At 37.3% G+C, this 13,655-nt stretch carries 9 protein-coding genes and 1 pseudogene; 1 reads left to right on the top strand and 9 read right to left on the bottom strand.

The window, feature by feature from the left end; all coding sequences use genetic code 11:
• Nucleotides 1-77: 77 nt before the first annotated feature.
• The 7 genes and pseudogenes from MUA87_RS02480 to MUA87_RS02450 form a co-directional block, all read right to left on the bottom strand.
• A pseudogene (locus MUA87_RS02480) lies at nucleotides 78-1,334 on the bottom strand (acetylornithine deacetylase); the annotation flags it as partial.
• A gap of 41 nt (nucleotides 1,335-1,375) precedes the next feature.
• Entirely contained in the window at nucleotides 1,376-2,155 is a 780-nt protein-coding gene (locus MUA87_RS02475; RefSeq protein ID WP_262551257.1) for a hypothetical protein, read from the bottom strand.
• A 70-nt stretch (nucleotides 2,156-2,225) separates the two neighbouring features.
• Complete coding sequence (locus MUA87_RS02470) at nucleotides 2,226-3,587, bottom strand: gluconate:H+ symporter (RefSeq protein WP_105978521.1); 1,362 nt, start codon at nucleotides 3,585-3,587, stop codon at nucleotides 2,226-2,228.
• Nucleotides 3,588-3,723: 136 nt separating this feature from the next.
• Nucleotides 3,724-5,259 carry a gluconokinase gene (gene gntK, locus MUA87_RS02465; RefSeq protein ID WP_002479789.1) on the bottom strand — a complete coding sequence of 512 codons (1,536 nt, stop codon included), beginning with the start codon at nucleotides 5,257-5,259 and terminating at the stop codon, nucleotides 3,724-3,726.
• Nucleotides 5,260-5,271: 12 nt separating this feature from the next.
• Nucleotides 5,272-5,958, bottom strand: a complete 687-nt coding sequence (locus tag MUA87_RS02460) for a GntR family transcriptional regulator (protein ID WP_060803590.1) — start codon at nucleotides 5,956-5,958, stop codon at nucleotides 5,272-5,274.
• Nucleotides 5,959-6,120: 162 nt separating this feature from the next.
• Nucleotides 6,121-8,220: an AAA family ATPase gene (locus MUA87_RS02455; RefSeq protein WP_002479791.1), complete on the bottom strand. Its 2,100-nt coding sequence runs from the start codon at nucleotides 8,218-8,220 to the stop codon at nucleotides 6,121-6,123.
• Between the two features lie 600 nt (nucleotides 8,221-8,820).
• Nucleotides 8,821-9,531: a GTP pyrophosphokinase gene (locus MUA87_RS02450; RefSeq protein WP_002479792.1), complete on the bottom strand. Its 711-nt coding sequence runs from the start codon at nucleotides 9,529-9,531 to the stop codon at nucleotides 8,821-8,823.
• 261 nt (nucleotides 9,532-9,792) lie between these two features.
• Between MUA87_RS02450 and MUA87_RS02445 the strand changes: the two genes are divergently transcribed.
• Nucleotides 9,793-10,992 (top strand): GTP-binding protein, encoded by a 1,200-nt coding sequence (locus MUA87_RS02445; RefSeq protein WP_262551256.1) that lies wholly within the window; start codon nucleotides 9,793-9,795, stop codon nucleotides 10,990-10,992.
• A gap of 191 nt (nucleotides 10,993-11,183) precedes the next feature.
• On the opposite strand, the gene MUA87_RS02440 is transcribed toward MUA87_RS02445, so the two are convergent.
• Both MUA87_RS02440 and MUA87_RS02435 read right to left on the bottom strand, forming a co-directional pair.
• Nucleotides 11,184-11,588 carry a DUF2188 domain-containing protein gene (locus MUA87_RS02440; protein WP_002479794.1) on the bottom strand — a complete coding sequence of 135 codons (405 nt, stop codon included), beginning with the start codon at nucleotides 11,586-11,588 and terminating at the stop codon, nucleotides 11,184-11,186.
• 43 nt (nucleotides 11,589-11,631) lie between these two features.
• A complete protein-coding gene (locus MUA87_RS02435) occupies nucleotides 11,632-13,557 on the bottom strand; it encodes an FUSC family protein (RefSeq protein WP_103363896.1) in 1,926 nt (641 codons plus the stop codon).
• Nucleotides 13,558-13,655 lie beyond the last annotated feature (98 nt).

The raw sequence follows: 13,655 nt of genomic DNA, 5'->3' as shown, positions 1-13,655 counted from the left end.
AAGTGTGAGAAATAAGCAAAGACCCGCAAGCCGCGGGTCTTTTCATTTATTCATTTCTATTTTCCATTTTCTTCTGCCTACTGCTTTTTCATGGTTGATGCTGACTGAGGATGTTGATACCAATCTTTTAAGAATTCCAATAATACCGCACTATACTCCGTTAAATCTTGTTTATTGATTTTCTCATCCACACTATGTGCTTCTGTTAATAATCCCGGGCCATACAATATCGTCGGAATACCGTAATCATCTAGCCAACCACCATCTGTCACTGTTGTGGACATGCCTGTCTCAAGCGGTGTGTGATGAATGGTTTCATGGGCTTTTGCTAAGGTTTTGAAACCTTCATGTTCTACTGGCAGTGTGAAGCTTGGGAAGATTTCACCTTGGTCTTCAATCATAGAAGTACCGCCCCATTCAAATTGAAGTGGATTATCTTTTAACCAGACATCCGCTTCAGCCACACGATTTAAATACGCTTCAATTTCTTTAATCACTTCATGATAATCTTCATCCGGTAAGAAATGAACTGTGATCCATAAACGACAAGTATCTGCGATAAAGGCAGGATTTCGACCGCCTTCAATAACCGCTGGATTAATCGTATTAGCACCTGCAGGCATATCTGGATAATATTTCATAACTGCCCAATGTTGTTCTAGCTCTTTTAACGCTGTAATGATTTTAGACATCTTTTCAATCGCACTCGCTCCATGCAGGCCACCGCCTGCATGTACCATTTGGCTGCGTGCACCATCATGAATTGTCGTTTTACTTTGTATTGTAATCCAGCCGGTAATCACGCCACCTTGCCCTAACGCTTGTGCATCACTTGTATCTAATACTAATGCCAAGTCAGCTTTAGGACTTAATTCACATGCCGTCTTAGTACCTGCTTCTCCGACTTCTTCTCCCACAACCGATTGTACAATGATGTCACCTTCTGGTTTTAATCCTTGTGCATGCAGTTGTTCTAAGACATAAAAGAGCGAAGCCATGCCGCCTTTCATATCACTGACACCTCGACCATACACTGCATCATCTACTTCAGTTAATTTAAATGGCGGATATTGCCAATGTTTAGGATCTTCTACATTTGCGACATCTACATGACCGTTTAATATCAACTTCGGTGCATCCTTATTTTCACCCGCTAATACACCAACCACTATACTGTCATTCTCATATAAAGGTTCACGTTTGACTTCAAAGCCTAATCCTTCTAAGTAATTTTGTATTTCTATTTGCAGCGGATCTGTATTACGTGCTGGCGGACTTTCTGTAGGATGTTCCACTAACCATTTCAACAACTCAAATAAGCGACGTTCCATGTTCCTCTTCCTTTCTAAATGTGATTGTTTGTTTTATGTTTGTTTCACTTCTCGTTACCCTGATTTAAGCGTCTTAAATAACTGTGAAATCCTCGCATCACCCATTCATGTATCACTGCTTGTGTAGATTGATAAATGCGCCAAGGTAAACGCGGCGTAAAATGCGTTAAACAGGTATATAGCGATTGTTGCTTTTGAATAAAATAAAAAGCTGAGGCGTTACTTTTAGGTTGATACAACAAGCTGTTTGCTTGAAGCGTAAGTTTGACACCATGCGTTAATGGCACTTGATTCATCGCAATCAAAGGACGTTTCATATTGAGTAAGTGAATATCAAAGCGTTCAGGTTGTCCTTTCACTTGAATAAGACCTAAAGACATTTTCTTTAAGTAATGCGCATAAGCAGTAATACTTTGATGAGCTGTATAGTCTTGAGATACCGACATTTGTTGAAGTGACGCAGCTTGTTTCGTCTTCACTTTTTGATATGCGATAATATCATGATACTCAATCACTTCAAGTGGTCCAGCCGCACATACATAATCTTTAATTAATTGACGTAGGACATGAGGCTTACCATGCCACAAACCATCTCCAAACATTTCAGGCAATGCATTCATCAGCACGATATCTTCTTTTTCTATGTATTTCTGCCAATGTGCTAAGTCTAAATAATCCATTGGTTGATAAATTATACCTGGGTATTGATCAGGTTCTCGATTTGAATCATATACAACAACAATTTCATAGTGTCCCGGATTCAAAGTCTCTAATATGTATTTTGCGGTAAGCGAAATATCTTCTATTATCACAATGCGTGTCATGGTCTTCACCTCTTCATCTTTACTATAACAAAAAAGCACGCATCTAATGAAAGACACGTGCGTTCTAAATCTATACAAATAAACTTAAGAATAAAATAAAGATAAGTCCTGAAACAGAAATAATCGTTTCAAGTAATGACCAAGTTAAGAATGTTTCTTTAATTGTTAAACCGAAGTACTCTTTAAACATCCAGAATCCTGCATCGTTAACGTGAGATAAAATCACACTGCCGGCACCAATCGCAAGCACAACTAATGCGACATTGACATCACTGGCTTGAAGCAACGGTAATACAATACCTGTTGTTGAAATTGCCGCAACTGTCGCAGAACCTAACGCAAGACGTAGAACTGCCGCAACAATCCATGCTAGTAAAATCGGAGACATCGTTGAACCTTCGAACATCTTCGCAATTGTATCACCGACACCGCCATCAATCAGTACTTGTTTAAACGTACCGCCGCCACCGATAATCAAGATCATCATACCGATCGGATAAATCGCATCTGTTACAGACTGCATAATCGCTTTGTTGTTGCGGCCTTGTCGGATACCCATTGTAACCATCGCAAAGAGTACCGCGATCAACATCGCTGTATCAGCTGTGCCGATAAAGTTGATAATACCGATAAACGCATTTTTAGAATTGTCTACATTCCCTGTAATCAATTGAACAACTGTAGCGATTAACATCAAAATAACAGGAAGTGTCGCAGTTAACACACTGATGCCAAAGCCCGGCATCTCTGATTCTTTAAATTCTTTTTGTGCACCTAATGATGAAATGTCACCTTCTCTTGTATAAGCAGTCGGTGTTAATTTTTGTGCAATTTTACCGAATACCGGACCTGCAATAATCGTAACTGGAATCGCGATAATGAAACCATATAATAATACTTCACCTAATGAAGCATGTAATTCTTTTGCGATAACGACTGGGCCAGGATGCGGTGGCAAGAAGCCATGCGTTACAGATAACGCAGTAATCATCGGCAATCCTATTTTAAGTGGAGATACTTTCGTACGTTTTGCTAGAGTAAAGACTAAAGGAACTAATAGTACAAGTCCAACTTCGAAGAACAACGCAATCCCGATCACAAAGGCAGCGACAACCATTGCCCATTGGACATGTTTCTCTCCAAATTTATCAATTAAGGTATCTGCGATACGTGTCGCACCGCCACCATCAGAGAGCAACTTACCTAAGATTGCACCTAAACCGAAGATAATTGCGATATGTCCGAGCGTGCTGCCCATCCCTTTTTCGACGGTTTCAACGACTTTATCTAACGGCATACCTAACATCAACGCAGTGACCATTGATGTAATAATTAAGGAAATAAATGTGTTCAACTTCAATACAATAATGAGTGCTAATAAAATTAAAATACCAATGACCACCGTGATTAACGGCCAAATTTCTGTAAACATAACTTTTCCTCGCTTTCCTTATGAGCACCTTTACTGACAGCGTTTACATCAGTAGTCAAAGAAAAAGCCGAAGTGCTTAATAATTATGGGTAGACACTTCAACTGCTTTTTCTCAATGGCTCATGGCTTTTTGTTTTTATAAATGTTTTCTTTGGAAATCTGCGATCTTACGATATTGCGGAGCCAAACTACGACTCAAATCAATATAAATACTAATCAATTGCTGATAAATCTCTACCGCTTCTTGGTTCGGTTGATGTGCATGTGTTGTCCCGACCATGTCTTCGATAATTGAAAAGTCTTCAATCTCTCCTAATGCTTTCAGTCCTAGAACACACGCACCAAGAGAAGAGCTCTCATAACTTTCAGGTACAATTAAATCCGTGTCAAAAATATCCGACATCATTTGGCGCCACATTTCACTTTTCGCAAAACCACCTGTTGCCTTAATGGCCGTTGGTGTTTCACCCATCATCTCAATTAACGCAAGATAAACGGTATACAGATTGTATAAAATACCTTCAAGCGCTGCACGAATCATATGTTCTTTTTGGTGTGATAACGTTAAACCAAAGTACGAACCTCTTGCATCCGCATTCCATAAAGGTGCACGTTCACCTGCAAGATAAGGATGGAAAATCAGACCTTTCGCCCCTGGTTCTACACGGCTTGCGATTTTTGTCAAAACATCATAAGGATCGACACCAAGACGTTTCGCTGTTTCTACCTCACTCGCAAGCAATTCATCACGCAACCAACGTAAAATAATCCCGCCATTATTTACTGGACCGCCAATCACATACTGTCCTTCATCTAAGACATAACAGAAAATACGTTCTTTCTCATCTGTTCTTGGATGATCAATCACAGTACGAATCGCACCTGATGTACCGATGGTAACCGCTACTTCACCTTTCTTGAAACTATTCACACCTAAGTTTGACAATACGCCATCACTTGCGCCGATAACTACAGGTGTTTCTTTGTTTAGACCTAATAGTGTGGCGTAGCGTTGTTTCATTCCTTTTAAGATATATGTTGTCGGCACAAGTTCTGGTAATTGTTCTGGTGTAATCCCAAGCAAATCTAATGCTGGTTTATCCCATGTCAATGTTTCAAGGTCCATCATACCTGTTGCTGAAGCGATAGAATGGTCCATCACATAGCGTCCATAAAGTTGGTATAAGACATAACTTTTAATATCAATATATTTTGTCGCTTGTTGATAAATCTCTGGATGCTCATCTTTCAACCAATAGATTTTAGATAACGGCGACATTGGATGAATCGGTGTCCCTGTACGTTTATAGATTTCGTGTCCGTGATGTTGTTGACGAATTTCTTCAGCATGTCGACTTGCGCGGTTATCGGCCCAAGTAATACTTTGTGTTAATGGTTTTTGTTCGTTGCCCATCGCAATTAAACTATGCATTTGTGCACTGAATGCGATTAACTTCACATCATCTGGTCCTACTTTGCCTTCTCGTATGACTGCTTTAATCGTCATTAAAACGGCATCAAAAATTTCATCTGGATTTTCTTCAGAGGTATCGACATCTGGTGTCTGCATGTCGTAACCAATATTATGTTTTAACAAATATTGACCATTTTCATCATAAAGAACAGCTTTCGTACTCGTTGTGCCAATATCGACTCCAATCATATACTGCATGGTTTGACCTCCTTATTTCTTCTCTAAAAATAATGCGCTGATATAATCTCCGACATCATCAAAATTACGATGGAATGCATCGCGTAATAATGTCGTATCGTTATGTTCAACGGCTTGTGCGTATACTTCGTGGTTGGCATGAATTCTTTCAAAATCATCAGGGTCCGTCTGCATTCTATCTCGCATCGACAACAAGATTAAACACAATAAAATAGGTTTAATATTATTCCAGCTGCTGAGTAAATAACGGTGCTTCGTCGCATGAATTAACACTTCATGGAACAAAATATCATGTTCAGTAAAAGATTCTGCATCTTCAAACTGTACCGCTACTTTCATCATCTCTAAATGCTTCCGCATAGTTTTAGCTAACGCTGCACGTTCTTCATCTTTAATACGCGCAAACGCAAAAGATTCCATCATAATGCGTAAATCATACACTTCACGACGTTCAGCTTCTCCAAACGTTAAGACATCTGCCCCCATACGTTCTAAACGAATCAATTGATCTTGTTTCAATAATTTAAACGCATCACGCACAGGAGAACGACTGACATTGAATTGTTTAGCGACTTGATTTTCAGTCAAGGCATCGTCTGATGTCAATTCACCATTGATAATCTTCAAACGTAACTCAGCCGCAACTGTTTCCCCTGTTGTCATATTCGCTAACCATTGTTTCGGATATTGTTTTTCCATCACGCACCTCTTTTCGTTCTACATACTTGTATACAAGTATATTAATACAAAGTTTCGAAGATTGCAATCGCTTACAAAAAAGTAATAAAAAAGCCCTCATCCATATTTCTATAGATGAGAGCGTGAAATTTAAATGTGATTCAATTATTCAATCGTGGTGGATTATAGAGAATCTACTTTTTCACCGTTGATTAAGATGTCATCGCCATCAAGTGTTACTTCGATGTCTTTCACATCTGTGTGTTCTAGGTAGTAGTCTGTGATACGATCACGAATTTCTCTTTCAACCACACGACGTAATGGACGTGCACCAAGTTCTGCATCGTAACCTTGATCAATTAACCAATCTTTAGCATCTTGGCTTACTTCAAGTGAGATACCTTTTTTATCAAGTGTATCAGCAACATCATCTAATAATAAGTTGATGATATCTTGTAATGCATCTTTGTCTAAATGAACGAATTCTACGATACCGTTGAAGCGGTTAAGGAATTCTGGACGGAAGAATTTTTTAAGGTCGTCCATTAATGCTTCGCGATCTTTTTCATCTTCATCACCGAAACCTGCGTTTGAAGTACAGATGATGATTGTATTTTTGAAGTTCACGACATTACCTTGACCGTCTGTTAAGTTACCGTCATCCATCACTTGTAGTAATAAAGTTAAGATTTGTGGGTTCGCTTTTTCGATTTCATCGAATAAGATGACTGAGTAAGGGTTACGTCTAACTTTTTCAGTTAAAGTATTAGAGTTATCATCATAACCTACATAACCAGCAGATGTACCAATCAATTTAGATACAGCTGTACGGTCCATGTATTCACTCATGTCTAATTTAATAAGCGCTTCTTTATTACCGAATAAGTCGATTGATAATTGTTTTGCTAATTCAGTTTTACCTACACCAGTAGGACCTACGAATAAGAAGCTGCCGATTGGTCTGTTACCTTCATCGAAACCTGCACGGTTACGACGGATGGCACGAGCTACCATATCTACTGCTTTATCTTGACCAATGATTTTGCTTTTTAGTCGTTTAGAAATGTTTTTCAAACGAGCAATATCATTGTCGTCCATTTGTGATACCGGAATACCAGTCATACGTTCTACAGTGTCTGCTACATCTTGAACAGTTGCTGTTGAACCTTCACCATGACCTGATTCAAGTCTGTCTTGTAATTCTTTGATTTCTTTTTGATATTTGTCTGCATCAGAATAAGCTTCTTCACTGACTGCTTTAGATTTTTTATCTTCTAATTCTTTAATTTCTTTTTCAACTTCCACTTTGTCTACTACAGGATTTTGTGCAGCTAAATGTGCAGCTGTGATATCTAAGATATCTAATGCTTTATCCGGTAATAAACGTTGTGGCACGTATTGGATAGATAAGTCTACACAAGCTTTCAATACATCATCAGGTAATGTTACATTGTGGTGTTCTTCGAATTTTTCACGAACACCTTCTAAGATTTTGATTGTATCTTGTGCTGATGGTTCTTTAACAACTACTTCGTTGAAACGACGTGCTAAAGCTGGGTCTTTCAAGATGTTGTTTCTATATTCGTCTTGAGTAGTTGCACCGATAACTGAAATTTCACCACGGCTCAATGCTGGTTTGATAATATCAGATAAGCCTTTGCTGCCTGAATCTCCGCCAGTAGAACCTGATCCGATGATTTGGTGAATTTCGTCAAAGAATAAGATGACATTTTTTCGTTCTTTAACGCTGTCTAGCAATTGTTGAATGTTTTCTTCGAAAGCACCACGGTATTGAGTACCTGCTTCTAATGAAGAAATGTTTACTGAGATAATTTCTTTATCTTTAATTGCTGCTGGTACATTACCTTTCACAATTGCTTGTGCCAATCCTTCAACGATTGCTGATTTACCTACACCAGCTTCACCGACTAAGATTGGATTGTTTTTATTACGACGGCTTAATACTTCTGCAGTATCTTGAACTTCTTTGTCACGTCCGATTACTGGATCTAATAAGCCTTGTCTTGCTTCTTCAGTTAAGTTACGGCCTACTTTTTCTAAGTAGTCTTCGCCGCCTTGTCCACCGCCAGCTTGTCCTGGTTGTGCACTTTGTACTTGTTGTGAAGGGTGACCACCTTGATGTTGTTGTAATGCTTGTAATTGTTCAGGTGATACTTCACGACCATTAATATAATATTTTTTATTTCCATCTGCGTTTTGCATATCTTGCATCATTCTTCTAAAAATTGAGTCAAATTCATTTCCGAAAAATCCGTTATTCATATATTCATAACCTCCGTTAATTGGTAAAAATCCATTATTTTAAGAATCTCTGTCTGACTTAAAATAACTGTTTTACACTTCCATTTATGTTATTTCCTGTGGCAAGTACACAATACTTTTTCGCTGTGCGTGTCATATTATTAACAGATAGGTGCTTTAAATTCGGATATTCAATTAGTTGACAAGATAAACTACTTCTTACATTTCAAATATACCCACCTTGTCAAAGATTCAAAACACTTTAATATTACATGTTCTTTTTATTTCTCTACTTCTACATTATCTATTGTGTCCTTGCAATTTCATGTCTTGTTTTCAAGTTAAAATTTGTATAATTATTATTTGGTCAATTAAAGTCAAATAACTTAATTCCTTTAGTTATCGCCTCTATCAACCTTACATATGTAATTATAACGCATATTTATGCATAAATCAAGTACTAAATATGCATTTTTCAAAGTTTTTTAAGTTTTTTTGGATTTTTTCGGTTAAATATACCAAATAACTAATTTACCAACCATCTGAGTACCTCTGTGTACATTACATTGATTTTTTCATAAAAAAAGAAGTTGAATCTTCATAGACTCAACTTCTTTCCGATTAATCTTCATGGCTGACTTGTTTTAAAATGTCTCCATGCATTTTCTGCAACTTATACTCTACTGTTTCGATCTCTTTAGCACATTCTTTTAATGTATCTTTATAAACTTCTGTATTTGTCGCATTTTTATAACGTAATTTATGTTCAAGGCTGGCCCACATATCCATACCAATCGTACGGATTTGAATTTCGACTGGTACATACTCAACCGTATCTGTTAAGAACACCGGTATTGATACTACAAGATGTAAACTGCGATAGCCATTCTCTTTAGGATTTTCTATATAATCTTTACGTTTTAATAATTTAACATCAGCTTGTCTTAATAATAAAGAAGCTACGACTTCAATATCTTCCAAATAATTACATACCACACGAATTCCAGCGATATCTGTAATATTTTGACGTGCAGAGTCAGTCGTTACTGGCAATCCCCTTGTTTCCAGCTTACGTACTAAACTGCTGATTTCTTTAACACGTCGTTCCATATGATGAATTGGATTATGTTCATATAAGATTTGGAAGTCATTATCTAAAATACTCAACTTCGTACTGACTTCTTCTAACGCTGATGCATACAAATGATGTAAGCTCACAAAGTCCACGAGTTCTTCAATTCGATAATTTTGTTCTTGAAACTTTGTGATATTACGTTTTAAATCTTCCTTAAGCGCATTAAGGTTAAGTGTTTCTCTTCTCTCTACATACATAATAATCCCCCGTTCTTCAGACATCTTTATTATAACGAAGTTTGTAGTTAAAATTAATTATTTGTAATTCACAAACGAATATTTGCGCATAAATTTTCAAAAGATACAAAACGAGTCTCTGCATATTTAATAGACAATTCTTTATTTTTAAACATTCATAGTTTAGGTTCATCACCTTGCGCACCGTTCTTTTTTTCTATACAATATAAATCGTAATAATTACGATTAAACGCGTGTATATATAAATAGGAGGATTTATTTATGGCTAAAATACCAGTAACGGTACTGAGTGGGTACCTTGGTTCAGGTAAAACAACTTTATTAAACCATATCTTACAAAATAGAGAAGGCTTACGCATTGCGGTCATTGTTAATGACATGAGTGAAGTGAATATTGATAAAGACTTAGTAATTGAAGGCGGGGGCATTTCACGTACTGATGAAAAATTAGTAGAACTTTCTAACGGTTGTATCTGCTGTACATTACGTGAAGACTTATTAAAAGAAGTTGAAAATATTATTAAACGTGGCGGCATTGATCAAATCGTGATTGAATCAACAGGAATTTCTGAACCTGTACCTGTCGCACAAACATTCTCATATATCGATGAAGAACTTGGTATCGATTTAACAAGCATCTGCCGTTTAGACACAATGGTTACTGTTGTTGATGCGAACCGCTTCATCAACGACATCAAATCAGAAGATTTATTAGTTGACCGCGATCAAGGTACAAGTGAAGAAGATGAACGTACTATCGCTGACTTATTAATCGACCAAGTCGAATTCTGTGACGTCTTAGTCTTAAACAAAACAGACTTAGTTTCAGAAGAAGAATTAAACAAACTAGAAGGTATTTTACGCAAATTACAACCAACTGCGAAATTTATCCGTACACAAAACTCAGTAGTTGAACTCAGCGACGTGTTAAACACTGGCTTATTCGACTTTGAAGCTGCATCAAACTCTGCAGGCTGGCTTCAAGAATTAACAGAAGGCGGCCATGCGACACATACACCAGAAACAGAAGAATACGGTATTTCTTCATTTGTATACGAACGTCGTATGCCATTCCACGCAGAACGTTTCCATAAGTGGTTAGAAAATATGCCGAATACAATTGTACGTGCTAAGGGTATTGTTTGGTTAGCACAATATAATCATGTGGCGTGCTTAATGTCACAAGCAGGTTCTTCAGTCTCTATCCACCCTGTTACATTCTGGGTTGCGGCAATGTCTGAAGCACAACAACGTGAAATCTTGCATGAACGTGAAGATGTGCGTGAAAACTGGGATCCTGAGTTTGGCGACCGCCATACACAATTTGTGATTATCGGTACAGACTTAGACCAAGAAGCATTAACAAAATCATTAGATGAATGCTTACTAACAACAGAAGAATACAATCAAGATTGGTCTCAACTACCAGAACCTTATGGATGGCAAATCACACAAGCATAAACAACAGTATATTAGACAAACGAAAGCCTCTTAACGCAATTTGTTAAGAGGCTTTCTTCTATAATAACGTATCTGTTGCTCCCTTGATTCACTATGCAACGCGCTCAGTTTCTTATTATATTGCATGCTGTGAATCGGTACTTTTAAAATACCCAAGTCCTGTTTTAAATAATCATTATCGTGCACTTAATTTAAGATTTCACATGTACTTTTGTGCCACGGTTATCTGCGATTTCATTGGCACGTTTAACCGCTTCTTCTTTCTTATCATAACTATCTGCAGCTTGTTTCGCACCATGCGTTCTGACTTTCCACTCGTTATCTTCTTTATAGACTTCGACATCATTTTCATTTAATTCCGGACGCGCGTCTTTATCTTTTTGATGACTTGTAATATTTTTATTTTTCAACTCATCAAGTTCTTCTTTCGACGCATTTTTATACCATTCTTCAGCTTGCTTTGTCGCAATCGGAATCAATGTACCTTCGTCATAACCATCTTTTAACATCGCATTACCGATATCAATCGCTTTCTTGCGTTCTAACTTATCTAAGTTCTTCCAAGTATTTGGATAGTCATCTAATGTCCAAGGCATATAACGCCCTCCTCTTCAATATCACTTAATATTGCTATACCACTTATTGAGGATTTCCAATCTTGTCCGAATTTCTTAAACGTGCATACTGCTGGATATTCAACAGTGCAGTGCGAATATTCGTATATTGCGGTAAAGAAGGTAAGCCTGTGCCTTGATAAAGCGGTACATGTTGTTCAAAGTGCGTCGCGATACCTTCAAACGCAATTAAATACTGACCCATAACGACATCATCAATCGTTTGCGGTTTTGGATTGTTTTGCGCTCTTGATAACATAAAGCTGATTTCTTCTAACGCAAAGATAATTGGATAATACGCACTGATTTTTGTACTATCCGCAAATAACTCACCATGTGCGTTTTGGTACATACTATTCATATTGCTTAGTTTGATACGTAATTTTAATTCACTGAACTTCGGTGCTTGTTTTGCTAAATGTTCATTTCTTGAGAAGACATAATAGAAGAAAGACATTTCATAACGAACCACTTCAGCAATCGCATCTGGTAATGTTTGCGATGCATTTTTTCTGCCTAGTATTAAGAGACCGATGACTGCGATAATCACACCGATGACTACATCTACAACCCTTGGTAAAGCAATTAAAATAGATAACTTGCCTGATGCAAGGCCGTTCAACATAATGACTTGCGTTGTAATGAAAATCATCGCTATCGCATAATTCGCACCAATAATAACTTCAGTAATCGTCGCACTTAACGCAAGTACAATAATACTAACAATCATATGCGGGTGAAGGGATAAAATAACGGTCAATAAGAGGACCCCGATAAACGTACCAATTGTTCTGGCAACGGCACGTTCCATACTATGAATCGTATTCGTTCCAATCAGTATCGTATGGGCCGTCAATGGAATCCAATACGCCTTATCAAAATCAAACATCAACGCGATAAAGATGGCGGCACCCATAATCATGCTGTAACGTAAAGTATTCATTAATACGAGTGAATCTAATGTTAAGTTATATTTTAACTGTTGTCCGTATAATGGTTGTCTTAGATTCGCTTCGTATTCAATTTGGCCTGTCGGACTATGTAAGATTTCATCTGTACGATAAATCTGTTTTTCTAAACGTTGAAAGCTAACCGGCAGCTCTATTTTTTCTCTCCACTGCATGATTTCTTGTTCTTCTAACCTTGAAGAAACACTTCGTTCAATATACTGCATCATTTCAATTAAAACATCTGGTAATGTTTCGACTTCTTTAGTCTTCAACTCTAACAATTCAGCAAAGATACCTTCTGCGTTATTATGCAGTAAATATAAACGATGTAATTGTTCAGATTGCTTCTTATTAGAAGTAAAAGAAGTAATCAGCTGTTTATCTGTAGATTTAAACTGATTGACCAACTGCTCAGTATTTTTCTTGAATTTCTCACTGTCTGCGTATTCTTTAACCAGTTTTAATAAGCTTTGATACTCCGCTTCAATGGCACGCTCTTGTGTATTTTTCTCTTGTAATTTTAACAGGATTGCTACAACTACTAACGCAAAGATACCGCCGATAAATACAAAAACGCCACGTGTCAATGCTTGTTCCGGCGCAATCGGCATGTTAATCGGTAACGCAAACGTTACAATGAAGAAAGTTGCTGAAGGACCAGGAATTTCTAAAGCACTGAATATGTAGTATGCTACAACAGTAACAAGCAGCAACAATATTCCAAACAGCAACGGTGTTGCAACTGTCAGTGTTCCAAATGTAATACATAACGCAAACCCGACAGCACACCACCATAAAATACGTAATTTAGATTTATCAGATCCGCCAAAGACATAAATATTAGCCAATGTCCCTGTCGCTATTAATAAACCAAATTGGAAGTAACCTAACAGATATCCTAACAGTAACGGTGTCAGCATCAATAAGCCTTGTCTTATTCCTTTACTGTAATTTACATTGTGTTTATTAAATTTAAATAGCGACTTGATATAGTGCGCCATACCATTTCTCCTCTCAAATATTAAAGTTATCTATCTTTTAACTTATCAGATGGTTATGTCCTATATGAAAATAAAAAACGTCAGAACATAATACCCGC

The sequence above is a fragment of the Staphylococcus simulans genome (genome assembly GCF_025561465.1).
Lineage (GTDB): Bacteria > Bacillota > Bacilli > Staphylococcales > Staphylococcaceae > Staphylococcus > Staphylococcus simulans.
This window is presented reverse-complemented; position numbering and strand designations above follow the sequence as displayed.